The organism is Palleronia rufa, assembly GCF_000743715.1.
GTDB classification, from domain to species: Bacteria; Pseudomonadota; Alphaproteobacteria; order Rhodobacterales; family Rhodobacteraceae; genus Palleronia; species Palleronia rufa.
The window spans coordinates 20,239-47,182 of sequence record NZ_JQEY01000014.1 but is presented as its reverse complement, the minus strand read 5'-3'; the positions used below and the strand labels follow the sequence as shown (position 1 = coordinate 47,182).

The window sequence follows — 26,944 nt, the reverse complement described above, 5'->3', positions numbered from 1 at the left end:
CGCCTGCGGACGTGGTGCCGCAGGGGCGGCTCCGGCGCCGCGCGGGTTCGCTGCCGAAACCGGATCGCCGGACCGATCTCCGCGCCTTGCCTACCCAGTGTGATGAACCTCCTGGAGCCCGTAGACCGGCGTCTCCATCCCCTCCAGTCGCGCCTTGAGTTGCAGGGCCAGATACAGCGAATAATGCCGCGACTGGTGCAGGTTTCCGCCGTGGAACCAGAGCGCCGGCTGCTGGGTCGGTTTCCACATGTTGCGCTGTTCGCCTTCCCACGGGCCGGGGTCCTTGGGCGTGTCGGAGCCCAGACCCCACACCTTGCCGACCTTGTCGGCGACCTCCTGGCTGATCAGGTCCGCGGCCCAGCCATTCATGGATCCGTATCCCGTCGCCAGAACCACCAGGTCGGCGGGCAGTTCGGTGCCGTCCTTCAGCCGCACGCCGGTCTCGGTATAGGTGTCCATCTGCCCCTTCTTGAGCTTGATTTTGCCGTCGATGATCAACTGGCTGGCACCGACGTCGATGTAGTAGCCGGATCCCCGCCGGAGGTACTTCATGAACAGGCCGGACCCGTCCGGACCCCAGTCGAGCTCGAACCCCGCCTCTTCAAGCCCCTTGTAGAACTCGGCGTCGCGCTCCTTCATCTGCTCATAGAGCGGGATCTGGAATTCGTGCATGATCCGGTAGGGCAAGGAGGCGAAGATCATGTCGGCCTTTTCGGTGGTCGTGCCGGCGGCAAGCGCCTCTTCGGAGTAGAGCGCGCCCAGACCGATCTCCATCAGCGTGTCGGATCGCACGATATGGGTCGAGGACCGCTGGACCATGGTCACATCGGCCCCGCCCTCCCAGAGCGCCGCGCAGATGTCGTGGGCGGAGTTGTTGGATCCGATCACGACCACCTTTTTGCCTTCGTAGGCATCGGGTCCGGGATGCTCCGAGGAATGCTGGATCTCTCCCTTGAACGTCTCGGCACCCGGAAACTCCGGCTTGTTCATCTTGCCCGACATTCCTGTCGCCAGCACCAGGTGCCTGGGCGTCAGGGTGACCGTTTCACCGTCGCGGACCACCTCTACCGTCCAGCGGGCCTTTTCGGCGTCGTAGGAGGCCGAGCGGACTTCGGATTTCGTCCAGTAGTTCAGCTCCATGACGCGGGTGTACATCTCCAGCCAATCGCCGAGCTTATCCTTGGGCGCGAAGACGGGCCAGGTTTCGGGGAACTTGATGTAGGGCAGATGGTCGTACCAGACCGGATCGTGCAGGCAGAGCGATTTGTAGCGGTTGCGCCAGCTGTCTCCGGGACGTTCGTTCTTCTCGACGATGATCGTGGGCACGCCAAGCTGCCGCAGCCGCGCGCCCAGCGCGATTCCGCCCTGACCGCCGCCGACGATGACGGTGTGGGGCTGGGTTTCGTAGCCCAGAGTGGCCAGTTCGTCGTCGCGCCGCTCCTTCCAGCTGGCGCGGTTCTTTTCCGCACCGTGTTCGGCGCCCATGGGCCTGCCGGTGCCCTTCGGCTCCTCATGGCCCTTCAGTTCGAACAGGGCGGTCAGGAGGGTCCAGATCTTGCCGTCCTTCAGGCGCAACAGACCGTTGCCGCGGCCCTGGGCGGTGTCGAAACGGAACCAGGCCGTGACCACCCCGCCCTCCTCCGTGGGCAATTCGCCGTCAGAGAGGCGAAAGCCGGACGGGTCGGTGTGATCCAGCTGATGTTCGAGCATGTCGCGCACGCCCTCTGGACCCTCCATTGTCTTGATGTTCCAGGTAAAGGCCACCAGGTCGCGCCAGTAGCTTTCGTCCAGGAACATGTCGGTTGTGCGGGCGATGTCACGCTTTGCCAGGGCGTCCCCAAAATCGTCGAGGAATTCCTGGGTCCGGTCGGCCAGGGTGGTGTCCAGCATGGTGATCTCCTCTCGATTGTTCGACGGGAAGGGTGCGCGTCTGACGCAGCGTCAGCCAGTACCACATTGGTCTGAGACGACGGGGCGCGGAGCGGTCACTGCCGGTCCCGTTCGACCCACCGGATCGCAACGAGGGCAGCGGCCAGCGCCGTCACGGTCGCGGCGATACCCAGCAGGAACGGTCCGGTCGCCTGATCCACCTCCAGCACGATCAGCTTGCGCACCACGGCCAGCATGCCGATCACGATAACCGTCCGAAGCTGTCCGATCCCATGGTCGCCGGCCACCATCTGACGGATCGAATGGGCCAGCTCCAAGGCGATCACGGCCGCGAGCACCCGGTCGAACAGCGTCTGGAATTCCACGTAGTCGAGGGCCGCGTTTTCGGCGAAGGTCACCGTCACGAGCGTCCGGAAGAACGAATAGGTCGCCAGCAGCACCACGCCGACCATACCCAGCAGAAGCAGGGCGGATATTCCACGCTCGATCAAATGATAGATGCGCGTGACAGCGCCATCGTCATCGGTTCCCATCGCGCGGCCCTCCTTGACGGAAGATGCTAGGGCGCGGGGCACGTCGTTCGAGAGGCGGCGCTGCGGAATCGCATACCGTCGCACAGGAGAAGCCGTGGCGGGCGGCAACGGCGGCATGGCGACAGGTCTTTCCCGGACGGTTCCGAGGGACCGCGTGCGACGCGTGTTGCCCAGCGGACCCGGTCGACCCATCGGCGCCCTCGACATGCAGGCACCGGGGTAGCGCCATCATCGACGGCACCGGCGCACGCCTCTCGAACACCCGCCGGGGCGGAGAGGCGCGCGCGGAACCGGACGCAGGGAGTTCCACGGGGCATGCCGGCCCGACCTCCGCATGGCAGGCCACAGGGCGCTGCGGCATCAGCGGGAGATGCCGATGCCGGGCGCGGCGGTCCCGGGCGATGCGGACCGGTGGCGGGACCGCCCTGCCCTTGCCTCCCGACGCACGCCTGCCTAAGAGGCGACCGGACGGCAGAGGGGCTTTGCGCATGTCGCGTCTGGTGATGAAATTCGGCGGCACTTCGGTCGCATCGCCCGACCGCATCAAGCGGGCCGCCAAACGCGTCGCCCGCGAGGTCGCGAACGGGCACGATGTCATCGTCGTCGTCTCCGCCATGGCCGGCAAGACCAATGAGCTGATCGGCTGGGTCGATGAAACCTCACCCTTCTACGATGCCCGGGAATACGATGCGGTGGTCAGTTCCGGCGAGAACGTGACCGCCGGGCTGATGGCGTTGACGCTCCAGGACATGAACATACCCGCCCGCTCTTGGCAGGGCTGGCAGGTGCCGCTCAGGACCAATGGCACCCACGGCTCGGCCCGGATCGAGGAGATCCCGACAGCCAACATGGACGCCCGGTTCGCCGACGGCATGAGGGTTGCCGTGGTCGCGGGCTTTCAGGGGATCAGCCCGGAGGGACGTATCACGACGCTGGGACGGGGCGGGTCCGACACCACGGCCGTCGCCTTCGCTGCCGCCCATGACGCGGTGCGCTGCGACATCTATACCGATGTCGACGGGGTCTATACGACCGACCCCCGGATCACGTCCAAGGCCCGCAAGCTCGACCGCATCGCCTTCGAGGAAATGCTGGAACTGGCGAGTCTCGGGGCCAAGGTACTGCAGACCCGCTCTGTCGAGCTGGCGATGCGCTACAGGGTGAAACTGAGGGTGCTCTCCTCTTTCGAGGAGTATGACGAGACCGCGGGCACGCTGGTCTGCGCGGAGGACGAGATTTTGGAAAGCAATGTCGTGAGCGGGGTCGCCTATTCCCGGGACGAGGCCAAGATGACCCTTCTGGGGGTGGAGGATCGGCCCGGCATCGCCGCGGCGATCTTCGGTCCGTTGTCGGAAGCGGCGGTGAACGTGGACATGATCGTCCAGAACATCAGCGAGGGGGGCAAGACCGACATGACCTTTTCCTGTCCGGTGGATCAGGTCGGCCGTGCCCGCCGCGCGCTGGAAGAGGCCCGTGCCGCCGGCGCCTACGACTATGCGGAGCTGATCGCGGATCAGGAGGTATCGAAGGTGTCCGTCGTGGGGATCGGGATGCGCAGCCATGCCGGCGTCGCCGCGCGCATGTTCCAGTCCCTCCGTGACGAGAACGTCAACATAAAGGTCATCACCACCTCCGAGATCAAGATCTCCGTCCTGATCGACCGCAAGTACATGGAACTGGCCGTCCAGGCGCTCCACGACGCGTTCGGCCTGGACAGGATCGGGCAGCCCACCGGGCTCTGAGACCGGGCCGCACCCAGCCCGGGACCGGACGCGCCCGCGACCGCGCGAACCCGTACCGTGCTTCGGACGCGCGACGCTGAGGGATGGCGCATTCTTTCAACCCGCCGCCAACTCCACTATAACGACCCGCGACACCATGGATCGGACCGTCCGCATATGCCGCAGCGCACCGACAGCGAAAGCCGCAAGCTTCTGCAGCGCCTGCGCGACGCGCTCGCCGACAAGAGCGAGGGGCAGGAGAGGCTCGATCACATCACCTCGATCATCGCCGACTCCATGCAGACCGAGGTATGCTCGATCTACCTTTTCCGCGATGCGGAGACGCTGGAACTCTGCGCCACAGAGGGCCTGAATCCCGCCGCCGTCCATCAGACGCGGATGCGCCTGGGTGAGGGCCTGGTCGGCCGCGTGGCGCGTCTGGGGCGGAACATCAACGCGGCCAACGCACCGGCGACCCGCGGTTTTCGCTACATGCCCGAGACGGGCGAAGAGAAGTATTCCAGCTTTCTGGGCGTTCCGATCCAGCGTCTGGGGGAACGGCTGGGGGTCCTGGTCGTTCAGTCCCGCGAGGCGCGCGGCTTCACCGACGACGAGGTCTACGCCCTGGAGGTCGTTGCCATGGTCCTGGCCGAGATGACCGAGCTCGGCGCTTTCGTCGGGGAAGGCGCTGCACTTTCCGCCCGCCACCAGCACCCGGTTCTGTTTCGCGGCACCGTCGCGCAGGAAGGAACGGCCGAGGGCCGTGTCTGGCTGCATGAGCCGCGCGTGGTCGTCACCAATCCGGTGGCCGAGGATACCGAAGCCGAAAAGGTACGCCTGACGGAGGCGATCGCGACCCTCCGGGTCAGTGTCGACGACATGCTCGACGTGGCCCGGATCACCGACAAGGACCAGCGCGAGGTCCTTGAGACCTATCGCATGTTCGCCCACTCCCGCGGCTGGCTGAAACGCATGCGCGAGGATATCGACCGCGGGCTTTCCGCGGAAGCCGCCGTGGAAAAGGAGCAGTCCACCGCCCGCACGCGCCTGCAATCCGCGCCCGACGCGTATTTCAGGGAACGGATGCACGATTTGGACGACCTGTCGCGGCGGCTGCTGCGGATCCTGACCGGACAGGGGCGGGAAACCGGGGCGGATATGCCACCGGACCCGATCCTGGTGGCGCGCAACATCGGACCCGGTGAGCTTTTGGACTACGGCCGGTCCCTGAAGGGCATCGTGCTGGAGCAAGGGGCCGTCGGCAGCCACGCCGCCGTCGTCGCGCGTGCCCTGGCGATCCCGCTGGTGATCCATGCCGAAAACATCACCGCAGAGGCACTCAACGGCGATCATGTGATGGTCGACGGGGAGCAGGGCAACGTTCATCTTCGCCCAGAGGACAACATCGTCGCTGCCTTTCGGGACAAGATCGCGATGCAGGCCAAGGCCCAGGAGCGCTACGCCGACCTGCGCGACAAGCCCGCCAGCACGCTCTGCGGCACGACGATCCAGTTGACCATGAACGCAGGACTGATGGCGGACCTGCCGTCGCTCGACGGCTCCGGTGCGGAGGGTGTGGGCCTTTTCCGCACCGAACTGCAATTCCTGGCCAACCGGTCCGTGCCGCGCCGCGGCGACCTTGCGCGGCTCTATGCCCGCGTCATGGACGCGGCGCACGGCAAGCCGGTGGTGTTCCGCACGCTCGACATCGGATCGGACAAGGTGCTGCCCTACATGAAGCGCCCCGAAGAGCCGAACCCCGCGCTCGGTTGGCGCGCGATCCGCGTCGGGCTCGACAAGCGCGGGGTGATGCGCATGCAGCTCCAGGCGCTGATCCGCGCGACGCAGAACCGTCCCCTGGCGGTCATGTTCCCGTTCATCGCCCAGCTCGACGAGTTCCGCGATGCCCGGGCCATGGTGGACGACGAGATTGAGCGGGAGCGGCGCCTGGGCCACGATCTGCCGTCCCAGGTCCGCATCGGCGCCATGGTCGAGACGCCGTCGATGGCATTCGCGCCGCGGTCCTTCTTCGAAGAGGCCGATTTCGTCTCGATCGGCGGCAACGATTTGAAACAGTTCTTCTTCGCGGCCGACCGCGAGAATGAGCGCGTGCGGCGGCGCTACGATACCCTCAACGTCAGTTTCCTGAACCTGCTGGCGATGATCGTGGACCGTTGCGCAGAGACCGGCACACCGGTGAGCTTCTGCGGAGAGGATGCGGGACGTCCGGTCGAGGCCCTGTGCATGGCCGCCATCGGCCTTCGTGCGTTGTCCATGCGCCCTGCCTCCATCGGACCGGTCAAGCACCTGCTGCGCCGGATCGACCTTGGCGCGGCCCGGCAGGTCATCGACCGCGCCCGGCAGGAAGGTCGGCAGAGCGTCCGCGCCCCGGTCGAATCATGGCTGGCAGAGGCGCTGGCCGCCGACACCGCAGCGCCGGCGCTGGCGGGCGTTTTCCCACCAGAGGGTTAAGATCGGGGCGAGATGTCGTTTCCCCGCGGTGAACGGCACGCGTGCAATGTGACGCGAATTGGATCCTGTCGAATCGAGCGTATTGCCGGAACTCTATTTCCTTTGTCCGATCAGATGGTTGTCAGGGTTAACGGCATTAGGATCAAGGCTCCGTTTCCTCTTGAGCGTCTGGAAAGGTGTTTCCGGCATAGTGGGATCAGACGCGGTGCCGGGGGGCATCGCAGCAGAACCGAAGGACCGCCCGATGAAAATCGTCAAACTCCTCTCCACGCGTTTCGCCAGGCGCGGGCCCTGCCCCGGCGAGACCCCGGAAGCGGACCCGCTCAGCCGGGACGAGGTCCAGGCGCTGCTTCGGCGGGAACTCCGGACGATCCGGCCTCTGGCCGCTTGACCGTGATCGGGCCGTCGCCAGGGGTGACGGGGGCCCGGGACCGGAATGGTACAGGGGATCCGGACCTCAGGGGTGAGGTCGGTCCCGCGTCGGGGCCGCGGACAAGGGCGCTGCCGGTTGAGGGGCCGGCAGTGAACAGGGGGGGCGCCGGTTGGGGAACCGGCGCGGGGGCGCCGCACGACCGGCGTCGGGGAATGGCGCGTCTCCGGTTGGGGGAGGCCGGAGGCGCGGCATGGGAGAGGGGCGCGAGGTCGCGCGGCGGGGAGCCGCCGATGGGGTTCCGCGCAACCGGTCCGGAAGGGTGGAGTGGGGTGGGGTGACCGCTGCCGGTGGGCACCGGCACCCGCACATCAGGGGCGGAATGCGTCGCGGAACCGGGGGGCCGCCGCCGCTATCTGCCCCGCCGGCCGAGCCGCATCTGCGGATCAGGCTCCTGGCGACAGGCGCACGACGTCCGCGCCGGCTCAGACCACCATTTTTGGTGGCGACACGCGGACGCGGAACTCCCGTACCAGGGTTTCGACATCGCTGCCGCTGTCCCGGGCCAGCGCCCGAAGACCGAAATAGACGCGCGCCATTTCCTGATAGTAACTGGTGAACGCGTAGTTGGTGGCGGCGCCTGCCGCCGCGCCGATGACAGGTACCGCCTGAGCGGCCAGTTTCTGGCCCAGCACCGTCGCGAGCCTCGGCGCGACCTTTGCGATGATCCCGTGGATCGCCGGACCCGACAGGGTGACCCGCGCCGACAGGAACGCCAGATCCGTGCCGTCGTCCCGCGCCAGCGGCCCTGCGGCCGCGAAAACCTGCAGGCATTGTGCCCGCGTCACCGGATCCTGGACGTCGAAACCGGTTTCGGCGGCGATCCCCTGGATCGCGCGGAGCAGGACCATTGTGGTCACCGGCAGTTCGGCCAGCGCGGTGGGCAGGCCGCCCGATCCGCCGATGGCCCCCATCGCAGTGGTTGTGGCGGTATTCAGCCAATCGGGCCGGTCGCGCACCCGCCCGCGGCTGGCGAAAGCCGCGTCGAACGCGACCTCCAGCGCCTTCTTCGTCGCGCGGTCCAGACCTTCCCGAACGGCGAGCGGCAGGCGACCCAGGATATCCTCGGCCTGACCGCCGACCAGGGACAGCACCTGCATGCCCACGCCATCGGCCTGGCGAAACCGCCTGGCCAGCCGGTCGAGCTCGGCGGCGGTGTCGGCCGGGAGCTCCTGATAGGGAATCGGATCCTTGTTCATGTCGCCAAGATGGGGTGCCACGGCGCCCGTGCCAAGCCTTACACCGCGCGCTCCACCTGCCCGGAAATGCCGACCCACGCACCCGGTACCAGTTCCGCGCCCAGTACGCGCTCCGGGTTCGTGGGCGGCGGCATCTCGACCCCTCCGCGCCGGACGAAACCGAAGCGTCCGTAATAGGGCGCGTCGCCGACCAGAAGCACGCGTTCGTGTCCCAGGTCCGTGGCGCGCGACAGGCTCTCCTGGATCAGCAGCGCGCCCAGTCCCTCCCCCTGCCGGGTCGGGTGGATCGCCACCGGCCCCAAAAGCAGCGCCGCCCGCCCGCCGATCCGCACCGGCCAGTGGCGGATCGCGCCATCAACCGCGCCGCCCTCTGCGCGGGACACCAGGCAGAGCGCGGCGACAGGCGCCACCCCGCTTCGCAACCGGTAGGACGACAACAGCTCTCGCCCCGGCCCGAAGCTCAGGTCGAAGAGCGCCTCGACCTCCCACCCATCGTCAGGGCCTTCCACGCTCAGCATCGCCCCGTCATCCCCCGTTCGGCTGGCGCGCCGCCTAGCATGGCGCTAGGTCTCGGGCAAACCGAAGGAGCCTCCATGTTCTACCGCCCCGAAGACGGCCACGGCCTGCCGTACAACCCGTTCAGCGCCATCGTGGCGCCGCGGCCCATCGGCTGGATCTCGACCCGTGGCGCGGATGGGCGCGAGAACCTCGCCCCCTACTCGTTCTTCAACGCGGTGGCCTACACCCCGCCGCAGGTGATCTTTTCGTCGACCAGCACCAAGCCGGACCGCGACGGCACCAAGGACAGCGTCGCCAACATCCGGCAAACGGGCGTGTTCTGCTGCAACATCGTGAGCCTGGCTCTGAAGGAGCAAATGAACGAAAGTTCCGGCCCCTGGCCGCGAGAGGTCGACGAGTTTAAGCACACGGGCCTGGAGCGCGCAGGATGCGAGACCGTGGCCTGTTCACGCGTCGCCGCGGCGCCCGCCAGCCTGGAATGCCGGATGACGCAGATCGTCGAATTGGCCGGAGAGTCGAACCTGATGGTCATCGGAACGGTGACCGGCATCCATATCGACGATTCCTGCCTGGTGGACGGGCGCTTCGACGTGCTGTCTTTCAACCCGGTGTCGCGGCTCGGATACCGCGACTTCGCCGCCGTCACCGAGCTTTTCACCATGTCCCGGCCGGGCGAGTAGCCCGCGGCTATCCCCGGTCCTGGGTGCACGGGGCGAAACGACGGAGGCACCGGCGATCGTCACGCCGCGCTCACGTCCAGACCATAGCCAATCTGCCATGCCGGGGCATCGGACGCGGGAGAGCCATCGCGAGCGCCCGGTCGCTGCATTGCGATGGCGCGGCGCGTAGATCGGAACGGCAGTCCCGGACCGCAGCCACCGGCCGAAAGCCTCGAGCGAAACCTAGTGACCTCCGGAGAGCATCCCCGTCCGCACGCCATAATCCACCGCGATCCCGTATTCGGGATCGTCGGCGCTGTCGGTCATGAGCTGCCCCGCACGGGCCAGCAGGCGATGGCAGTCACGTGAGAGGTGCCGCAGCTCGATCGTCTTGCCGGCGGCTTCGTATTTGGCGGCGACGGTCTCTATGGCGGTCAGCGCGGATTGGTCGGCCACGCGGCTGCCCTGGAAGTCGACGATGACCTTGTCGGGGTCGGTGTCGGGATGAAACAATTCCACGAATCCCTCTGCCGAACCGAAGAAGAGCGGCCCCTGCACGCCGTAGACCTTGGCGCCCTCCGGGGTTTCGGTCGTGGTCGCGTAGATGCGCCGGGCGTTCTGCCAGGCGTAGGCCAGGGCCGAGACGATGACCCCGACCACCACGGCCGTCGCCAGGTCGTAGGCCACGGTCACCGCCGTCACCAGGACGATCACCACCGCGTCCACCATGGGCACGCGAAACAGGATCTTGAGCGAATTCCAGGCGAATGTGCCGATGACGACCATGAACATCACACCCACGAGGGCAGCCAGCGGCACCAATTCGATCACCGGGGCCGCGACCAGGATGAAGGCCAGCAGGAACAGCGCCGCCGCGATGCCAGAGACGCGCGTGCGCCCGCCGGACTTCACGTTGATCATCGACTGGCCGATCATAGCGCAGCCGCCCATGCCGCCGAAGAAGCCGGTGACCGTGTTGGCCGCCCCCTGCGCGATGCACTCCTTGCTGGCGCCGCCCTTCTGGCCGGTGATCTCACCCACCAGGTTCAGGGTCAGCAGGCTCTCGATCAGGCCGATGGCGGCAAGGATCACGGCATAGGGCAGAATGATCTGGAAGGTTTCCCATGTCAGCGGCACGAGCGGCACGTGAAACGACGGCAGACCGCCCTCGATAGAGGCCAGATCGCCCACCACGGGCGTGTCGAGCCCCACCGCGATCACCAAAAGCGCCGTGATCCCGATCCCGGCCAGCGGCGCCGGCACGGCGCGGGAAACCTTGGGAAGCCCCCAGATCACCGCCATCGTCAGCCCGACCAGCCCCAGCATCAACGTCAGTTCGCCCGCGGGCAGCCACTGCCCGCCACCGACGCCGTGGCCGTTGGCCTCCTGGCTGCCGGGCACCTGGAACTGGCTCAGCTGGGCCAGGAAGATGACGATGGCCAGACCGTTGACGAAGCCCAGCATCACCGAATGCGGCACCAGCCGGATGAACTTTCCCCACCGCATGGCCCCGAACACGATCTGGATCAGCCCCATCAGCACCACCGTGGCGAACAGGTACTCCACGCCGTGATCGGCCACCAGGCTGACCATCACCACCGCCAGGGCCCCCGTGGCGCCGGAAATCATTCCCGGCCGTCCGCCGAAGAGCGCGGTGATCAGCCCGACGATGAAGGCGGCATAGAGCCCCACAAGCGGCTGCACGCCGGCGACGAAGGCAAAAGCCACGGCCTCCGGAACCAGAGCCAGCGCGACGGTGAGGCCGGAGAGAAGCTCGGTCCTGATCTGACGCGGATCTGCGGCACCGCCGGGGACGCTCCGGACCGCGATCGCGTCGCCCAGCACACTCATCAACGCTCTTGCCATCGGTCTCTCCTCGTCTTCCGCCGTCCGGTTCCGCACACGGCAACGCGACCGCTGCGTCGGGCCGACGCGCCGGGCGCATTTTGCAGCACTGTACGGATGTTTCGCGCGGCATGGCACGCATCGGCCCGGAACACCACAGGCAAGCCGCGCATGGCAGCCATGCGGTGAACGCAGACCACATGGGGGCGGGACACTTCCCTAAGCGCCGCCGCCCGCTACCATAGGATCTGGCAACAGGGGGGTCCCATGGGCAGACTGGCGATCATCGGCGGATCGGGAATCTACGACATCGACGGGCTGGAGGGCGCCAGATGGCAGACCATAGAGACGCCCTGGGGCGATCCGTCAGACAAGATCCTGACCGGCCGGCTGGGCGACACGGACATGGCGTTCCTGCCCCGCCACGGCCGCGGACACATCCATTCGCCCACCACCGTGCCCTACCGCGCCAATATCGACGCGCTGAAGCGGATCGGGGTGACGGACGTGGTCTCCATCTCCGCCTGCGGGTCGTTCCGCGAAGAGATGGCGCCGGGCGACTTCGTGATGGTGGACCAGTTCATCGACCGCACCTTCGCGCGGGAGAAGAGCTTTTTCGGGACAGGCTGCGTGGCCCATGTCTCTGTCGCCCACCCGGTTTGCGAGCGGCTTCGCCAGGCGCTGCTGGCTGCGGGCAAGGAGGCGGGCATCCGGCTCCATGACGGCGGCACATATCTGGCCATGGAGGGGCCGCAGTTCTCTTCGGTCGCGGAGTCGAGGATGTACCGAGGGGCCTGGGGCGCGGACGTGATCGGCATGACCAACATGCCGGAGGCCAAGCTCGCCCGCGAGGCCGAGCTCTGCTACGCGACCGTCGCCATGATCACGGATTACGACAGCTGGCACCCCGAGCATGGCTCTGTCGACATCACCGAGATCATCGCCACGCTGCGGGGCAACGTGGACAAGGCGCGCGCGCTGGTGCGAGGCGTGTCGGCCGCTCTGGCCGCGCCCCGCGATGCGTGCCCCCACGGCTGCGACCGGGCGCTGGACCACGCGATCATGACCCAGCCCGAAAAGCGCGACCGGGATCTAGTCGCCCGCCTGGATGCGGTGGCGGGCCGTGTGCTCTGAGCACACGGCTTGCTTCTGACCGGCAAGCGTCTTTTCCGGTCGGGAAACCGCGTCGGTCATTGGCCGGGGTCCGTCGGATCGCGGACGCACGTTTCTCACTCTTCGCGCAGGGCGGGACGCAATCGCCCAATCCGCCAACGCTGCCGTCCGGCGCGGCAGGGCGGCCGTGTCGTCCGGCCAGAGTGCGATCGTGGCGTTACGATCATCTCAAACGCGTTCACGAAAGACTTGTCCGATCTATGAGCACGCTCCATACCGGCAACCGAACCCGTGCATCCGCGATCACTGACGGATCTGCCCTTGCAAGCTGTGGTCCGCGCGGAGCTGTCTGATCCGTCGGGCAATATTTTCAGCCCAAAGCGCAGGTGCCTGTCGGTTTCTTGACCGCACGGGAAAAACCTGACGATCGCGTTCGCACACATGGGCGACAGGCCCGTTCGTACGAACCGGAACCTTTGAAATGGCGCGCGACCCATGGGACCGCACGGACGAGCGGTGGGCCGGCGCGCCGCGTCTCGACAGTCCGGCGAAGAGCGAACGCGATCCCTTTCAGCCGCTTGCGAACGTCCGGACCACCGAGAAGCCGGAGCAGGCCGATGAGCAGATCGTCGGCATGGTCCGGAAAGAGTCATCGGGCCGGGCGCGCCGGAGGGCGAGCCCGGCAGGATCGACGATCACGACGGCACCTGCCCCGGCACCGGCCAGCCGGCCTCTGCCATCAGGGCGTTGGACCGTCCCTCCACGGCCTGGCGCAGTTCGGACACGAAGGCATCCTTGCCCAGTCCGGGCGGGATCGGCTCCAGGAACTCCACCACGGCCAGGCCGGGTTTGCGCAGCACACCCAGCCGCGGCCAGAACACGCCGACATTGACCGCCACCGGCACGCAAACCTGCTGAAGCTGGGCATAGAGCAGCGCGGAGCCTGTCTTGTAGGGCAGCTCCACCCCGGGCGCGACCCGCGTGCCCTGGGGATAGATGATGAGCTGCCCTGGCCGCGCCCGCCCCCGCTCCACATCGGCGAGCATCCGCGCGATGGCCTGGCCGCGCTTGCCCCGGTCCACCGGCACGCAACCCATCCGGGATGCGAACCAGCCGAGGACCGGGGCGTATTTCAACTCTTTCTTCATGATGAACTTCGGTGCCGGCAGAACCGAACAGAGCATGATGATGTCGAAGAACGACTGATGCTTGGCCGCCACCATCACGTCGCCATCGGGCACCGCGCCCCGCACGTCGGAGCGCAGCCCCACCATCCAGGCCGCGCTCCGGCGCACGTGGCGGCAGTAAGCGCGGACGCCGCGATGCGCCCCGTCCGGCGTCATCGCGGCGATCGGCGCCCAGTATAGCCCCATCACCGCCATGGCCGCATACATATAGACGTTGAAGGCGAAGGATCGGGCATACTTGATCATCGGACGCTCCTTCGGGCGCGGGGTGTCGCGCGGGCCGCTCGGCGCATCGGCCTCATGGCGCGCGGTTCGCAAACGCCGCCGCCCGCCCGCGCGAACCGGCCCGTCCTGCATCTGGCATCGTCCGATTCGGTCACGGTCCCTCGTCCCACTTTGCGCGCGACCGTTTTGACGCAGCCGGCGGGCATCCGCAATCGCATGGCCCCGATGTGGGGATTGATTCGCCGGTGCCATCCGGTAGGAGTCCGGTGGAAAGGCCCGCCGGCACGCGCCGGCCGAAAGGACGGAACCTCCATGCGTCTCACCTGCCCAGACTGCGCGGCCCAGTACGAGATCGGTCCGGATCTCATCGCGGACGAGGGGCGCGACGTCCAATGCTCTGCCTGCGGGCATGTCTGGGTCCAGTACCCCGACGGGCGGACGGCGCCACTGACAGTGCCGTCGCCCGGCGCCGGGCCCGGCCCCGCGGCGGCCCGCGACGCGCCGGAGCCGCGGGGCGCCGCGGACCCCGTGCACCCGGAACGGCCGGAAGGGACGCCCGCCGACGACAGCCCGATCCGGCCGGAACTGGGCGACGCCACCCGTCGGATCCTGCGCGAGGAAGCCGAGCGGGAAGCCGCGCTGCGCCGCTCCCGCCTTGCCCGCGACACATCCGCCGACGCGCCCGCCCCGCGGGACGATCCGGCATCGGACGCCGCCGAGACCCCGCAGGGCGCCGCCGCCCGGCCGGCGAACGGCACCGACCGGCCGGGCGACGCGACCACGCCGCCCGCCACGGAACCGACCGCGCCCGGCGACACCGCCGCGACTGCCGCCACCGCCGCGCCATCGTCCGCAACCGCGTCGCCGCGAACCGTGCTGGAGGACGGACCCGACGCCGTGGCGGCCCTGGGGGCGATCCCGACGAAGACGGACAAGGACAGAGTGCGCCCGAGGCCGCCGGACACCGCCGGCGGATCGGGCGGCGTGATCCTGAGCCCCGATCCGGTCCCCGAGCCGCCCCCAAGCCAACGATCCGGCGGATTCGGCACCGGCTTCCTGCTGGTCCTGGTGCTCTGCGCGCTCCTGGCCGGGCTCTACCTTTTCGCGCCGGACATCGCGCAAGGCGCGCCGGGACTGGAGCCGGCCCTGGCCGCATACGTGGAGGCGGTGAACGCCCTGCGCGACGGCGCGCTGGCCCTGGGCGCGGCGATAGAGGCCTCCCTGGGCTAGGGTGCCGCGCGCGGTCAGCCCAGACCGAACCCGGCATAGGGCAGGAACCGCACCGGATCGCCCGGCCGTACATGCGCGGCGCCGTCGGCCAGTTCCACCAGCCCGCCGGCCCAGCTGAGGCCGCTGATCCGGCCGGAGCCTTCGGACCGGAACGCCTCTGCCCCGTCCGGACCCAGACGCGCGCGCAGATACTCCCGCCGGCCCGGCTTCTTGCGCTTCTCGAAAGCGGCGGGAACGGTCATCGCCAGCGGCTCCGGCCACGGCCCCCCGGCCATCAGCGACAGCGCGGGACGGGCGAAGACCAGCGCGCACACCAGGCTGGCCACCGGATTGCCCGGCAGGCCGAAGACCGGCACGCCCCGCCGCATCCCCAGCGCCAGCGGGCGCCCCGGCTTCAGCGCGATCCGCCAGGAGGCCAGCGTGCCCTCGTCCCGCATCAGCGCCGAGACGTGGTCCTCCTCTCCCGCCGAGGCGCCGCCGGAGGTCAGGATCACTTCCGCTTGCGCCCCGTCGAGTGCGGCGCGCAGCCGCTGCCGGTCGTCGGGGACGTGACCCAGGTCCACCGCCTCGTGGCCCCAGCGCCGCGCCAGGGCCAGCAGCATGGGCCGGTTGGCGTCATAGGTCCGCGACGGGTCCGGGTCCGATCCGGGGGCCACGATCTCATCGCCCGTGGACAACACCCCGACCCGCAGCCGCCGGCGGACCGCAACCCGGTCCACCCCGGTGGCCGCCAGCAGAGCCAGGTCCGGCGGGCGCATCACATGGCCATCCGGCAGGGCCAGCGCGCCCGCGCCGATATCCTCTCCGGCGCGGCGTGTGTTCGCCCCGGCTCGCACCGGCCCGTTGAACGCCACCCAGCCGTCGTCCGAGCGGGTGTCCTCCTCCAGCACCACCGTGTCGACGCCGGCGGGCAGAAGCGCGCCGGTCAGGATGCGAAGCGCCGCGCCCGGCGGCACCGCGCCGCCGAACGGCACACCCGCCGCGGCCCGGCCGGCCAGCAGGGGCAGCGTCTGCGGCCCTACCCCGGTGGCGGCATGGGCGAAACCGTAGCCGTCCACCGCAGCGTTGGCGCCCGGCGGATTGGCCCTGGGTGCCGCCACGTCGGAGGCCAGGATCCGCCCGTCGCTTCTGTCCAGGGGCACGACCTCCGTCCCGGTCACCGGTCCCAGCCGCTCCCGCAACAGCCCCAGCGCCACGTCCACCGGCGTCCATGCCACGCCCGGCGGCAGGGCGAAACAGTCGTCTGAGAGCGGGGGAGGGGCAAGCGGCGTGGCGCGCTCCACCCCCAATATCCAGCCTTCGGACCGGCGCGCCTCCTCCGGCGGGGCATCCAGCCAGCGGCGCAACCGGCCGTCCTCCTGCGCCTCTTTCATCAGTTCGACCATGGCCAGCACCTGTGCTGCGTCCTTGATCGGGGCGCGGTCGCGCCCGTGGCGGGGTAGATCGTCGCGCTCTTCGAGCAGACGCGCGGCGCGGTCGGCGAACAAGGAGGGCCAGATTTCGACCAGTTGCACGGCGCGTGGCGGATCAAAGGGCCAGACGCTCAGCTCATCCGGAAAGGTCTGCGAGAGCCGATGCAGCGTGGCCATGCCCGTCACCGCCTGGCTGCCGACCGCGCCGTTGCCCCCCATTTGCCAGCAGCTGAAACTGCCCTTGGCAAGGCGCTCCACGAGCCTGCGGTCGGAGAGCCCGGGGGGAAGGGGCGGCTTGGTGCGCGACAGGCCGGCGATCTCGCGTTCCGGATGGCCGTTGAACCAGAACGGGCCGTCCCCCGCGAAACGCGCGTTCAGCCGTGCCGCCAGATCGAAGCGGGTTTCGCCGGGGCCGAGCGCCGCCAACCCCTCGGCCAGCAGCGCCCATAGCGCGCGGGGGTCGCCCGACCCGGTCAGCGTCCGGCCCGCCTCCGCAGGATAGCCGAACGGGACGTCGAGGCCGATCATCGCCCGGCGACCGGCGAGTGTTTCCGCGTGGACCAGGTCGATCAGCCACGCCTCGGCCACCGCGATGGAGCGCAGGTAGCGCGGCGCCTCGACCCTGTCGCCGCGCAGGGCGGCGGCCCAGATGGCGTTGGGTTTCGGGACGGGGCCGCGATCGGGAACGCCGGACCAGTCGACCATCACGATGGTGTCGAAGGGCTGATTTTCGTTCCGAAAATCTGCGCTCACAGCCCGACCTCCGCGGCGATGAAATCGGCCACGCCGCGGGTGTCGTCCAGGTCGAGCACGGGCCGGTCGGTCAGCCCGGTCTCTCCCTTCGCGGCGACGGCGCGGATCGTCGGATCCCGTGGCGCGATGAGCGGGCGGCCGGTCTCGGCCCGCCAGGCCTCGACCTTGGGGTGGCGGTCGCGTTTCCAGCCTTCGACCAGCACCAGATCCACGGGGGCCATCCGGGCCAGCAGCGCCTCCAGTGCCGGCTCGGGCGCGTCGTCGAGCTCGGTCATCAGCGCCCAGCGGCGGGCGGAGGACAGCAGAACCTGATGCGCGCCCGCCTCGCGGTGGCGGCGGCTGTCCTTGCCCTCATGGTCCACGTCGAAGCTGTGATGGGCATGCTTGAGCGTCGAGACCGTCAGCCCCCGCGCCCGGAACTCGGCCACCAGCCGCACCATCAGCCCGGTCTTGCCGGCGTTCTTCCAGCCGGTGACGCCATAGAGCCTCACGACAGGCCCCGCGCCGCCGCCAGATCCGCGGGCGTGTTGACGTTGAAGAACGGATCGCCCCGATCGACGGGAAAGGCCGCCAGCGCCGTGCCGTGCCGGTCGGTCCAGGCGACGACCTTGCGCACGCCATCCGCCAGGGCGCGGCGCAGATCCTCGCGCAGATCCACGGGCCAGAGGCCGAAGGTCGGATGGCGGATCAGACCGCGGTCGGGGTCGGGCGTGGCGGCCAGGGCGATGGGCCTGCCCTGCGCCTCTGCCGCAAGCATCAATTGCGGCACCAGGTCGGCGGGAAAGAACGGTGTGTCCGCCGCGGCGGTGACGATATGGCCGGCCCCCTGTCCGGCGGCCCAGTCGAGCCCCGCGAGCACGCCGGCCAGCGGTCCCGGCCAGCCCGCCACGCTGTCGGGCAGGACCGGCAGGCCAAGATCCGCAAATCGCGCCGGATCGCCGTTGGCCGAAAGCGCCAGATCCGCCACCTGGGGCGACAGCCGGTCGATCGCGCGGGCCAGGATCGACCGGTCGCCCAGCATCAGCCGCCCCTTGTCCCCGCCGCCCATACGCGCGGCCCGACCGCCGGCCAGGATGACCCCCACCGGCGCCGTCACGGGCGACCGCCGGGCGGTGTCGGATCGCCGCCGTCAGACATCCGCGGACCGCCTCCTGCCGTCCGGGGCCACCGCCCGGGGCTGCGCGTCGCGCACCAGCCTGTCCTCGCCGGACAGGCAGGTGAATCGCTCGCCCCGCATCCGCCCGACCAGCGTCAGGCCGACCTGCCGCGCGATCTCCACCCCCCAGACGGTGAAACCTGAGCGCGAGACCAGGGCGGGGATGCCCATATGCGCGCATTTGATCACCATCTCAGAGGTCAGCCGCCCGGTGGTATAGAGGATCTTGTCGCCCGGATCGGCCCCTTCGGACAGCATCCAGCCGGCGATCTTGTCCACGGCGTTGTGGCGGCCCACGTCCTCCATGTAGACCAGCGGGCGGTCCTGCCGGCACAGTACCGTGCCATGGATCGCGCCGGCCTCAAGGTAGAGGCTGGGCGTGGTGTTGATCCGCTTCGCCAGCGTATAGAGCCAGCTCACCCGCACCTCGGGGGCCGGCAGGGTCAGCCCCTCCAGCCCTTCCATCATGTCGCCGAAGACCGTTCCCACGGCGCAGCCGCTGGTCCGGGTCTTCTTCTTCAGCTTCTCCTCGTGGCTGGTGGGTGTGTCGGTGCGCACCACGACCACCTCCAGATCCTCGTCGTACTCGACGCCGGTCACGCGCTCGCCGTCGCGCAGCATCCCCTGGTTCTTCAGGAACCCCAGCGCCAGGTAGTCGGGGTAGTCGCCGATCGTCATGGCGGTGACGATCTCCTGGCCGTTGAGGTAGATCGTCAGCGGCCGTTCCTCGACCACGCGGATCTGCTGCACGCGGCCCTCCTGGTCGGTGCCGGTCACATGACGGGTGAGCCGCGGCGCCCCCGGGTCGGGAGCGATGAGATAGGCGTCATTACGAGATTGCATTTGCAGCTCCGGTCGGGCTGGGGCAGGACATGGCCGCGCACATCCTAGGACGCGGACATGCCGGCCTCCACCCGCAAATCGCCTTTCGCAGCCGGCTTCTTGCAGGGCTTGCCCTTCGTCGCGGTGATCGTGCCCTTTGGAATGCTCTTCGGCGTCGTCGGGACGGAAGCCGGGATGGACCTTGCCCAGGTCATGGCGATGACAGTGCTGGTGATCGCGGGGGCGTCGCAGTTCACCGCCGTCCAGCTGATGACCGACAACGCGCCGGTCCTGCTGGTGCTGGCCGCGTCGCTTACCGTGAACCTCAGGATGGCGATGTATTCGGCCAGCCTTGCGCCGTATCTGGGGGCCGCGCCGGTGTGGAAGCGCGCGCTCGTCGCCTACATGCTGGTGGACCAGTGCTACGCCGCCTCGATCCTGCGCTACGAATCGCGGCCCGGCGAACCCGTCGCGGCCAGGGTCGCGTTCTACTTCGGCGTCGCGTCCCCGGTCGTGCCGCTGTGGTACCTGTCCACCTGGTTCGGCGCGGTGCTGGGCACCGCGATCCCGGAGGGGCTGGCGCTGGATTTCGCGGTTCCGATCACCTTTCTGGCGCTGCTGGGTCCGGCGTTGCGGACACTGCCCCATGTGGTCGCGGCGCTGGTCTCGGCGGTGATGACGCTGGCCTTCGCCTGGATGCCGACCGGGCTGGGCCTGATGGTGGCCGCGGTCCTGGCCATGGGCGCGGGGGCGGCCACCGAACTTTGGCAGGACCGCCAGAGATGAGCGTTCCCGATCCCGTGATCTGGCTGGTGATCGTGGTGCTCGGTCTCGGGACCTTCGCGCTCAGGTTCTGTTTCCTGGGGCTTCTGGCCGACCGGCCCCTGCCCGCCGGGGCCCGGCGGCTTTTGCGGTACACGGCCGTGGGGGTGTTCCCCGGCCTCGTTGCGCCCGCCGTGCTGTCGCCCGCCGCCACCGGCGGGGCGTTCGATCCGGCCCGGGCCATCGCCGCACTGGTGGCGCTGGCCCTGGGCATCGTCACGCGGCAGGTGCTGCCGGCGATTCTCGGCGGGGGCGGCGCGCTCTACCTCATGCTGTGGCTGCTGGGCTGATCACACCCAGCGCCCGACGGCGGTGAAGCGTCCCGTAACGCTGACCGTGGCGCTGATCGCCGACCAGAACTCGGCGGTGAAGTCGGCGGCGGTGGGCGTCGCCCCGCGCAGGATGGAGTTGTTGCCCGTCTCCGGCAGGGCCGACACCACCGGCGCGGCGGCGAACGGACGCGCGAAGGCCACCGCCGGCATCTTGCCACGGTACCCGCCCGCAGAGGCGGTCGTCAGCGCCACGCCGGTCGCCGCATAGGTGCCGGTGCAGATCTGCGTGCCGTCCGCGAAGCGGACGTACCGCCCGGTCCCGGCGCTGCCGCTCTCGATCACCGCGCCTGCGGGCGCACCCGCCTCCATCGTCACCGTGCCCAAAAGATTGCCCGGACCGTAGCCGTAGTCAGCCCGCATCAGCCGGCCGGGGGTCACGTCGCGGGGTGCGGCCTGCACCGCCGCGCCGTCCAGATGCCCCGTCGCCGGGTCCAGACGCAGCGCCGTCACCCAGGCCGCGCCATCCGCCGACACCTTGACGGAGAACGCGTCCTCTCCCGCCAGGCCCATCTCCGCCCGCCCCGAAAAGCCGGACTGGAACAGCAGCGACGCCGTGTCTGTGGCCCCGGACTTGTTCACCTTGACCCGGTGGTCGCCGCCCGCGTGGGTCAGCAGGGTCGCCGGACCGGACGCGGTCAGCGGGTTGGCAGGATCCGCCGCGGCGCCGATCCCCAGGGCGGATACCGTGTCCGGCACGCCGCCAGAGGCCGATGCCACCCAGGCGCCGCCGCGCCGCACCAGGATCGCCCCGGTCGCCGCCTCGACCGCGATCCAGCCGTCGCGCGGCTCTACCGCGACCCAGCCGCCGCCCAGAAAGGCGGCCAGCTTGCCGTCCTGCCCCGACCAGTCGCCCGTGGCGCCCGGGCCGGGGATGTGCACCTCGCCCTCCGCCGGCGCCGACGGGGGGACCGTCGCCCCCCGGCTCGCCACCGCGATCTGGGCCAGCACGTCCAGCCGCACCAGCGCCTCGTTGTGGGTGACGTGCTTTTGCGCCTGGGCGGGTGCCATCAGCGGCAGGGACAGGATCGGCGAGGTGTCGGACATGGGGCGGGCCTCCGGAAATGAATGCGCCGCGACCATCCGGGACACGACCTTGCCGTTCCCCTTTGCCTGCGCGCGCCGCTCCCGCCGCGCGCGCAACGCCCCCTCCGGGTGGTGGAACCTGCTCAGGGTGGTCAATTCTACCCAGACGGTTGATTGACTTGCAGACCCGCTCCGGCGTTTATCCGCCCGACCCGATTTCGGCAAAAGGATATCCCGATGAAGATCGCCATGATTGGCACCGGTTACGTAGGCCTCGTCTCGGGCGTCTGCTTCTCGGATTTCGGCCACGACGTCGTTTGCGTGGACAAGGACGCCAGCAAGATCGCCCGGCTCGAGAACGGAGAGGTCCCGATCTATGAACCTGGCCTCGACGCGCTCATGGCGCGCAACGTCGAATCGGGGCGCCTCAGCTTCACCACCGATCTGACCGCGGCCCTCAAGGGCACCCAGGCGGTGTTCATCGCGGTGGGCACGCCGACCCGCCGCGGCGACGGCCATGCCGACCTGACCTATGTCATGGCCGCGGCTGAGGAAGTCGCCCGCGCGGCAGAACCGGGCGTCGTCATCGTCACCAAATCCACTGTCCCGGTCGGCACCAACCGCAAGGTCGCGCAGGTCGTGCGCGCCGCCAATCCCGACCTGGAGTTCGAGGTCGCCTCGAACCCCGAATTCCTGCGCGAAGGCGCCGCCATCGACGATTTCATGCGCCCGGACCGGGTGGTGGTCGGCGTCGAATCGGACCGCGCCTCGGACGTCATGTCGGACATCTACCGCCCGCTCTTCCTGCGGGAGTTCCCCATCGTCATCACCGATCTCGAATCGGCGGAGATGATCAAATACGCCGCCAATGCCTTTCTGGCGACGAAGATCACCTTCATCAACGAGATCGCCGCGCTGTGCGAGAAGGTCGATGCCGACATCAAGCAGGTCAGCCGTGGCATCGGTCTGGACGGGCGGATCGGCAACAAGTTCCTGCATGCCGGCCCGGGCTATGGCGGATCGTGCTTTCCCAAGGACACCCGCGCCCTGGCCCGGATCGGCCAGGAATACGCCAGCCCCATGCGCATCACCGAGACGGTGATCGAGGTCAACGAAGAGGCCAAGCGCCGCATGATCGGCAAGCTCAGGGACCTCTGCGGAGACAGCTTCAACGGCAAGACCGTCGCCGTGCTGGGCGTCACGTTCAAGCCCAATACCGACGACATGCGCGAGGCGCCGGCCCTGACCATCGTCCCCGCCCTGGTCGGCGGCGGCGCCGAAGTGCGCGTCTCCGACCCCCAGGGCCAGCGGGAGGGTGCCGCCCTTCTGCCCGGCGTGTCTTGGGTGCCGGACCCGTACGAGGCCGCCACGGGCGCCGATCTGGTGGTCATCCTGACCGAATGGAACGAGTTCCGCGCCCTCGACCTGGCGCAGATCGCGTCGGTGATGCGCAGCCCCCGCATGGCCGATCTGCGCAACGTCTATACCGCCGAGGATGTGGAAAAGGCCGGCTTCACCGCCTACGACGCTGTCGGGCGCAAACCCTTCGGACTGATGGGCTGACCGGCCCGGCGGGGGTCCCCCCGCCCGCGGGGGTCCCCCCGCCCCCGGCCCGCCTGCGCGCCGGGCCACCCGTCGCTGCGGCAATCGCGGCGCGGGTCCGCGCAGGCGATGCGCGACGCGATACACCCACACGCGCAGATCCCGCACCCCACGCGCCGGTGCACGCTCCGCACCCCGATACAGCCTCCGGACCCGCCGCCCGCGCGTCGGGATCGCGTGCGGGCCGCCCTCAGGCGCCCGGCGGCAGCGGCACGCCGCCCGTGCCGAAGATCACGTTGTGATCCGTGTCGACATTGCTGACATCGATCCGTTGGGTCGTCACGCCCGGAATCGCGCCGAAATCATTCATCAGCGCCACCGGGAACCAGGTCCGACCCACGTCGAATCCCGCCGTGCGCAGGATCCGGCTCGTGGTCCGCGCGCAGGTCGCGGCCGGCGCGCGTCCGTCCTCGCGGACCAGGGCGATCAGCGCGTCGGCCGTTGCCCGGTCCACGGGAAGATCCTGACGGATCATGTAATATTCGGGCCGCACGTGGTAGTCGATATAGACCTTCTCGATCCGCGGGGTGATCCCGAACAGCACGTCGTTCACCTCCGGCATCCCCGGCATCACGAACGACCCCGCCGGATCCCAGAGCACGCGCTGCGCGCCGCTGATCATCAGCCCGGTGTGCGCCCCCCCGTCAGAGCGCGCGTCCCGCACCGTGAAGAGCGTGATCATCGGCTGACCCGGATCCGCATAGGCCGCGCGGGCGACCTCTGTCGCATCCGCATTGGGCGGGTTGGGTTTCGCGCAGCCCGCCAGCGCCAGCGCCGCAAAAAGCATGATGACCGCGGCGAGCCGCCTTATCCCCATGGGTCAGGTCAGCCGTTGATGAGGGCGAGGAGGATCAGCGCGACGATGATCGCGATCACCGTGCGCGTGACCCAGGTGATGAATCCGTTGAAGGTCTTTTCCTGGGTCTCGATATCCATGGAACCGTGGGAGTGTTTGGCCATTCGGGAATGCTCCGGTTGCGTCGATCGCCGGCCTGATAGCCGATTTACGGGCGGGTGTCACCGTCTCCCGCGGACAGCGGAAGACCCGCGCCCTCGATCCGGGAAAACAGCCACACACCGTCCTTCACCTCGCGCCGGACGCGGCCCAGATGCGTCAGGTGCAGGCAGTGTGCCACCGCCTCGACCAGCGCCAGACCGTATTCCGCGGCCCCGATCCTGCGGCCGAAGAGCGTCTGGAAGCAGGCACTTGCGGGAGCGGGCTCCTGCAGGTGGTCCTCAAGGCGCAGCAGCGCGCCCTGGTGATTCTCGATCAACTGCACCATCCGCGTGGGCAGACCGCGATAGGGCAGGTGATGGCCCGGCAGCACCAGCTTGTCGGGTGTGGCATAGCCCAGCAGTTTCTCGCAGGACGCCATCCATTCGGCCACCGGGTCGGCGTCGGGCTCTGTCGCATAGACCCCCAAGTTGGGCGAGATCGAGGCCAGAAGCTGGTCGCCCCCCAGGATCAGGTCGCCGCCCTCCTCCCACAGGGTCACGTGCTCCGGCGCGTGGCCGTCGCCGGTGTGAATATGCCACCAGCGCCCGCCCAGTTCGACCATGTGCTCGTCGACGAGCCGCGTGTAGCCCAGCGGCAGCGGCGCCACCACGTCGGCGAAGTTGAAGGGACGCTCTTCCAGCCGGGCGGCCAGGATCTGCGGATCCATCCCCGCCGCGCGCCAGAACGCCACCGTCTCCGGCGACGGGCGCGCCTGTTCGTCCAGCTGCAGCATCCGCCCCATGAGCCACGAGGTGCGCGAGGTCATGAGTTCGGCGCCCTGCTCGGCCTGGAACCAGCCGGCCAGGCCGATATGGTCGGGGTGGTGATGGGTAACCACCACCCGCGCCACACGCCGCCCGCCCAGCGCCCCGGCCCAGAGGCTCCGCGTCCGGGCGCTGTCGAATCCGGTATCGACCAGGGTGACGGTGTCGTCGCCCTCATCCAGGATCCAGCAGTTCACGTGGTCGAGCTTCATGGGCAGCGGCAGGCGCAGCCACTCGACGCCTTCGGCCACCTGCCGCGGAACGCCCACCTCCGGCGCTGCGTCCCATGCGTAGCTGATCTTGCCCCGGTCCATGCGGCCCCCCATCGCCGCCCTGCCTATCGGCGGGGCGGCGGAGCGGCAAGGCCTACGCCGCGGCCAGATCGTCCAGCGACAGCGCGAAGAGCCCGCCCGCCCCCGCCCTGAGCTGCGCAAGCAACGCGGCATGTTCGGGCAGCAGCCGTTCGATATAGACCGCCGCCAGCGCCCGCCGCCCGGCGCCCCCGGCCAGCGCCGAGGTCAGATGCGCCGACCCGCCCAGCACCCGCGCGAAGGCGCGCAGATACGGCACCGCACCGGCGAACCGGTCCTGCATCTCATCGCGCGACACCAGCCATTCGGTCCCCTCGCGCAGCGCTTCGGCGGCGTCCCACACCGCCTGGGCCAACGCCTCTTCGCGGGGCCGCGCGGCCTCGGCCCCTTGCTGGATCTCGTCGATCAGGCGGAACGCGGCCTCACCGCCATCCGTCATCTTGCGCGCCACCAGATCCATGGACTGGATGCCGTTGGTGCCCTCGTAAATGGTGCAGATCCGCGCGTCGCGGGCGAATTGCGCGGCGCCAGTCTCCTCCACATAGCCCATGCCGCCATGGACCTGCACACCCTCTTGCGCCACCGCGACACCAGTATCGGACCCGAAGGCCTTGACGATCGGCGTCAGAAGCGCGGCCCGCGCGGCCCACGCCGCGTCGCCGGTGGCATCGGCCATGTCGGTGGCCACGGCGGTCATCAGCGCGATGGCGCGCGCGGCGTGGACCTCTGCCTTCATCCCGGCCAGCATCCGGCGCACGTCCGCGTGCTCCACGATGGTCCCCGTGCCGCCCGCCTTGCCCTGCACCCGGTCGAGCGCATAGGCCAGCGCATGCTGATAGGCGGCCTCGGCCACGCCGATGCCTTGCACGCCGACGCCCAGCCGCGCGTTGTTCATCATCGTGAACATCGCCGCCATGCCCTTGTTCTCTTCACCCACCAGCCAGCCCCGGGCACCGTCGTACTCCATCACCGCGGTGGGAGAGCCGTGGATCCCCATCTTGTGCTCTAGGCTGACCACGCGCAGGCTGTTCGGCTCACCGGGGGCGCCGTCCTCCGTCGGCAGGTATTTCGGCACCAGGAACAGGCTGATCCCGCGGGTTCCTGGCGCCGCGTCGGGCAGACGGGCCAGCACCAGATGCACCACGTTGGGCAGGAAATCCCCGTCGCCCCAGGTGATATAGATCTTCTGGCCGGTGATCTCATAGGTGCCGTCGCCGTCCGGAACCGCCCGGGTCTTGAGCGCGCCCACGTCCGATCCCGCCTGCGGTTCGGTCAGGTTCATGGTACCGGACCATTCGCCGCTGGTCAGCTTCGGCAGGTAGAGATCCTTCAGCGCTTCGGAGGCGTGGGCCTCCAGGGCCTCGATCTGGCCCTGGCTCAGCATCGGGCAGAGTTGCAACGACAGGCAGGCAGAGGACATCATCTCGTTGACCGCCGTCGTCACCGCCATGGGCAGGCCCATGCCGCCGTGCGCGGGATCGGCCGACATGCCCACCCAGCCGCCCGACGCGATCGCCTCATAGCCCTTGTCGAACCCTTCGGAGGTCCGCACCACCCCGTTCTCCAGCCGCGCCGGCTCGGCGTCGCCGGCGCGCTGCAGGGGGGCCAGGATTTCCTCGCACATCCTGCCGGCTTCGGTCAGGATCTGCTCGACCAGATCCGGCGTGGCGTCGGCAAAGCGGTCGGTGGACGTGACCCGTTCCAGCCCGACCACGTGATCGAACAGGAACCGGAACTCCTTAAGCGGCGCGCGATAGGGCATGGGGATCCTCCTGGACGGATGCGCGGCGCCGCGGATGGCACGCGCCGGGCTTGACTGGAAGGATGGCGCGCCCCGGCGTGCGCGGCAAGCGAAACGCGGCGTTAGACCGCGCGGCACGCCGGACCCGCGCCACCCATCGCAAGGCCGGACGGCGCTCCGCGCGCC

23 protein-coding genes are annotated in these 26,944 nt (G+C 69.2%); 8 read left to right on the top strand and 15 right to left on the bottom strand.

Going from position 1 to position 26,944, the window contains the following annotated elements; translation table 11 throughout:
• Positions 1-90: 90 nt before the first annotated feature.
• Positions 91-1,890 (bottom strand): NAD(P)/FAD-dependent oxidoreductase, encoded by a 1,800-nt coding sequence (locus KW83_RS15355; protein ID WP_036180705.1) that lies wholly within the window; start codon positions 1,888-1,890, stop codon positions 91-93.
• Between the two features lie 95 nt (positions 1,891-1,985).
• The gene (locus KW83_RS15350; protein ID WP_036180703.1) at positions 1,986-2,423 is read right to left on the bottom strand and encodes a phosphate-starvation-inducible PsiE family protein; all 438 of its coding nucleotides are present in this window, start codon (positions 2,421-2,423) and stop codon (positions 1,986-1,988) included.
• A 488-nt stretch (positions 2,424-2,911) separates the two neighbouring features.
• Between KW83_RS15350 and KW83_RS15345 the strand changes: the two genes are divergently transcribed.
• Both KW83_RS15345 and ptsP read left to right on the top strand, forming a co-directional pair.
• The gene (locus tag KW83_RS15345; protein WP_036180700.1) at positions 2,912-4,165 is read left to right on the top strand and encodes an aspartate kinase; all 1,254 of its coding nucleotides are present in this window, start codon (positions 2,912-2,914) and stop codon (positions 4,163-4,165) included.
• Positions 4,166-4,321: 156 nt separating this feature from the next.
• Entirely contained in the window at positions 4,322-6,616 is a 2,295-nt protein-coding gene (gene ptsP, locus KW83_RS15340; protein ID WP_051928564.1) for a phosphoenolpyruvate--protein phosphotransferase, read from the top strand.
• An 855-nt stretch (positions 6,617-7,471) separates the two neighbouring features.
• Here ptsP and KW83_RS15335 read toward each other — a convergent pair.
• Positions 7,472-8,245, bottom strand: a complete 774-nt coding sequence (locus KW83_RS15335; RefSeq protein WP_036180698.1) for an EcsC family protein — start codon at positions 8,243-8,245, stop codon at positions 7,472-7,474.
• Between the two features lie 38 nt (positions 8,246-8,283).
• A complete protein-coding gene (locus tag KW83_RS15330; protein WP_036180696.1) occupies positions 8,284-8,763 on the bottom strand; it encodes a GNAT family N-acetyltransferase in 480 nt (159 codons plus the stop codon).
• Between the two features lie 75 nt (positions 8,764-8,838).
• Here KW83_RS15330 and KW83_RS15325 point away from each other — a divergent pair, with 75 nt between their 5' ends.
• On the top strand, positions 8,839-9,444 hold the full coding sequence (locus KW83_RS15325) for a flavin reductase family protein (RefSeq protein WP_036180694.1): 606 nt from the start codon (positions 8,839-8,841) through the stop codon (positions 9,442-9,444).
• 222 nt (positions 9,445-9,666) lie between these two features.
• On the opposite strand, the gene KW83_RS15320 is transcribed toward KW83_RS15325, so the two are convergent.
• The gene (locus KW83_RS15320) at positions 9,667-11,289 is read right to left on the bottom strand and encodes a SulP family inorganic anion transporter (protein WP_036180691.1); all 1,623 of its coding nucleotides are present in this window, start codon (positions 11,287-11,289) and stop codon (positions 9,667-9,669) included.
• A gap of 246 nt (positions 11,290-11,535) precedes the next feature.
• On the opposite strand from KW83_RS15320, the gene KW83_RS15315 reads away from it, so the two are divergent.
• A complete protein-coding gene (locus tag KW83_RS15315) occupies positions 11,536-12,402 on the top strand; it encodes an S-methyl-5'-thioadenosine phosphorylase (protein WP_036180689.1) in 867 nt (288 codons plus the stop codon).
• 674 nt (positions 12,403-13,076) lie between these two features.
• On the opposite strand, the gene KW83_RS15310 is transcribed toward KW83_RS15315, so the two are convergent.
• A complete protein-coding gene (locus tag KW83_RS15310) occupies positions 13,077-13,814 on the bottom strand; it encodes a lysophospholipid acyltransferase family protein (RefSeq protein ID WP_036180686.1) in 738 nt (245 codons plus the stop codon).
• Between the two features lie 291 nt (positions 13,815-14,105).
• On the opposite strand from KW83_RS15310, the gene KW83_RS15305 reads away from it, so the two are divergent.
• Complete coding sequence (locus tag KW83_RS15305) at positions 14,106-15,023, top strand: zinc-ribbon domain-containing protein (RefSeq protein WP_036180683.1); 918 nt, start codon at positions 14,106-14,108, stop codon at positions 15,021-15,023.
• 14 nt (positions 15,024-15,037) lie between these two features.
• Here the strand turns inward: KW83_RS15305 and KW83_RS15300 are convergent, their stop codons facing one another.
• The 4 genes from KW83_RS15300 to KW83_RS15285 are packed head-to-tail and all read right to left on the bottom strand — an operon-like array spanning position 15,038 to position 19,187.
• Positions 15,038-17,188 carry a molybdopterin-binding protein gene (locus KW83_RS15300; protein WP_327203975.1) on the bottom strand — a complete coding sequence of 717 codons (2,151 nt, stop codon included), beginning with the start codon at positions 17,186-17,188 and terminating at the stop codon, positions 15,038-15,040.
• Entirely contained in the window at positions 17,185-17,679 is a 495-nt protein-coding gene (mobB, locus tag KW83_RS15295) for a molybdopterin-guanine dinucleotide biosynthesis protein B (protein WP_036180681.1), read from the bottom strand. Before mobB ends, KW83_RS15300 begins: the two co-directional genes overlap by 4 nt.
• The gene (gene mobA / locus KW83_RS15290; protein ID WP_036180679.1) at positions 17,676-18,284 is read right to left on the bottom strand and encodes a molybdenum cofactor guanylyltransferase MobA; all 609 of its coding nucleotides are present in this window, start codon (positions 18,282-18,284) and stop codon (positions 17,676-17,678) included. The genes mobB and mobA overlap by 4 nt, the downstream gene beginning before the upstream one ends.
• Positions 18,285-18,317: 33 nt before the next feature.
• Complete coding sequence (locus KW83_RS15285) at positions 18,318-19,187, bottom strand: formate dehydrogenase accessory sulfurtransferase FdhD (RefSeq protein ID WP_036180676.1); 870 nt, start codon at positions 19,185-19,187, stop codon at positions 18,318-18,320.
• 57 nt (positions 19,188-19,244) lie between these two features.
• Here KW83_RS15285 and KW83_RS15280 point away from each other — a divergent pair, with 57 nt between their 5' ends.
• Positions 19,245-19,952, top strand: a complete 708-nt coding sequence (locus tag KW83_RS15280; RefSeq protein ID WP_036180673.1) for an AzlC family ABC transporter permease — start codon at positions 19,245-19,247, stop codon at positions 19,950-19,952.
• Positions 19,949-20,278, top strand: a complete 330-nt coding sequence (locus KW83_RS15275; protein WP_036180670.1) for an AzlD domain-containing protein — start codon at positions 19,949-19,951, stop codon at positions 20,276-20,278. Before KW83_RS15280 ends, KW83_RS15275 begins: the two co-directional genes overlap by 4 nt.
• Here the strand turns inward: KW83_RS15275 and KW83_RS15270 are convergent, their stop codons facing one another.
• Complete coding sequence (locus KW83_RS15270; protein ID WP_036180797.1) at positions 20,279-21,364, bottom strand: DUF2793 domain-containing protein; 1,086 nt, start codon at positions 21,362-21,364, stop codon at positions 20,279-20,281.
• Positions 21,365-21,580: 216 nt separating this feature from the next.
• On the opposite strand from KW83_RS15270, the gene KW83_RS15265 reads away from it, so the two are divergent.
• Positions 21,581-22,906, top strand: coding sequence for a UDP-glucose dehydrogenase family protein (locus tag KW83_RS15265; RefSeq protein ID WP_036180668.1), 1,326 nt, complete (start codon positions 21,581-21,583; stop codon positions 22,904-22,906).
• Positions 22,907-23,135: 229 nt separating this feature from the next.
• On the opposite strand, the gene KW83_RS15260 is transcribed toward KW83_RS15265, so the two are convergent.
• The 4 genes from KW83_RS15260 to KW83_RS15245 are packed head-to-tail and all read right to left on the bottom strand — an operon-like array spanning position 23,136 to position 26,779.
• A complete protein-coding gene (locus KW83_RS15260) occupies positions 23,136-23,762 on the bottom strand; it encodes a hypothetical protein (RefSeq protein WP_051928562.1) in 627 nt (208 codons plus the stop codon).
• A gap of 8 nt (positions 23,763-23,770) precedes the next feature.
• The gene (locus tag KW83_RS15255; protein WP_036180666.1) at positions 23,771-23,905 is read right to left on the bottom strand and encodes an aa3-type cytochrome c oxidase subunit IV; all 135 of its coding nucleotides are present in this window, start codon (positions 23,903-23,905) and stop codon (positions 23,771-23,773) included.
• 44 nt (positions 23,906-23,949) lie between these two features.
• Positions 23,950-25,032, bottom strand: a complete 1,083-nt coding sequence (locus KW83_RS15250; protein ID WP_051928561.1) for an MBL fold metallo-hydrolase — start codon at positions 25,030-25,032, stop codon at positions 23,950-23,952.
• Between the two features lie 40 nt (positions 25,033-25,072).
• Complete coding sequence (locus KW83_RS15245; protein ID WP_036180663.1) at positions 25,073-26,779, bottom strand: acyl-CoA dehydrogenase; 1,707 nt, start codon at positions 26,777-26,779, stop codon at positions 25,073-25,075.
• Between the last annotated feature and the right edge of the window lie 165 nt (positions 26,780-26,944).

Bases quoted from the DNA above. Each gene is read 5' to 3' on its own strand.
- KW83_RS15355 (WP_036180705.1), bottom strand. From the start codon at position 1,890: ATGCTGGACACCACCCTGGCCGACCGGACCCAGGAATTCCTCGACGAT.
- KW83_RS15350 (WP_036180703.1), bottom strand. From the start codon at position 2,423: ATGGGAACCGATGACGATGGCGCTGTCACGCGCATCTATCATTTGATC.
- KW83_RS15345 (WP_036180700.1), top strand. From the start codon at position 2,912: ATGTCGCGTCTGGTGATGAAATTCGGCGGCACTTCGGTCGCATCGCCC.
- ptsP (WP_051928564.1), top strand. From the start codon at position 4,322: ATGCCGCAGCGCACCGACAGCGAAAGCCGCAAGCTTCTGCAGCGCCTG.
- KW83_RS15335 (WP_036180698.1), bottom strand. From the start codon at position 8,245: ATGAACAAGGATCCGATTCCCTATCAGGAGCTCCCGGCCGACACCGCC.
- KW83_RS15330 (WP_036180696.1), bottom strand. From the start codon at position 8,763: ATGCTGAGCGTGGAAGGCCCTGACGATGGGTGGGAGGTCGAGGCGCTC.
- KW83_RS15325 (WP_036180694.1), top strand. From the start codon at position 8,839: ATGTTCTACCGCCCCGAAGACGGCCACGGCCTGCCGTACAACCCGTTC.
- KW83_RS15320 (WP_036180691.1), bottom strand. From the start codon at position 11,289: ATGGCAAGAGCGTTGATGAGTGTGCTGGGCGACGCGATCGCGGTCCGG.
- KW83_RS15315 (WP_036180689.1), top strand. From the start codon at position 11,536: ATGGGCAGACTGGCGATCATCGGCGGATCGGGAATCTACGACATCGAC.
- KW83_RS15310 (WP_036180686.1), bottom strand. From the start codon at position 13,814: ATGATCAAGTATGCCCGATCCTTCGCCTTCAACGTCTATATGTATGCG.
- KW83_RS15305 (WP_036180683.1), top strand. From the start codon at position 14,106: ATGCGTCTCACCTGCCCAGACTGCGCGGCCCAGTACGAGATCGGTCCG.
- KW83_RS15285 (WP_036180676.1), bottom strand. From the start codon at position 19,187: ATGCAATCTCGTAATGACGCCTATCTCATCGCTCCCGACCCGGGGGCG.
- KW83_RS15280 (WP_036180673.1), top strand. From the start codon at position 19,245: ATGCCGGCCTCCACCCGCAAATCGCCTTTCGCAGCCGGCTTCTTGCAG.
- KW83_RS15275 (WP_036180670.1), top strand. From the start codon at position 19,949: ATGAGCGTTCCCGATCCCGTGATCTGGCTGGTGATCGTGGTGCTCGGT.
- KW83_RS15270 (WP_036180797.1), bottom strand. From the start codon at position 21,364: ATGTCCGACACCTCGCCGATCCTGTCCCTGCCGCTGATGGCACCCGCC.
- KW83_RS15265 (WP_036180668.1), top strand. From the start codon at position 21,581: ATGAAGATCGCCATGATTGGCACCGGTTACGTAGGCCTCGTCTCGGGC.
- KW83_RS15260 (WP_051928562.1), bottom strand. From the start codon at position 23,762: ATGGGGATAAGGCGGCTCGCCGCGGTCATCATGCTTTTTGCGGCGCTG.
- KW83_RS15255 (WP_036180666.1), bottom strand. From the start codon at position 23,905: ATGGCCAAACACTCCCACGGTTCCATGGATATCGAGACCCAGGAAAAG.
- KW83_RS15250 (WP_051928561.1), bottom strand. From the start codon at position 25,032: ATGGGGGGCCGCATGGACCGGGGCAAGATCAGCTACGCATGGGACGCA.
- KW83_RS15245 (WP_036180663.1), bottom strand. From the start codon at position 26,779: ATGCCCTATCGCGCGCCGCTTAAGGAGTTCCGGTTCCTGTTCGATCAC.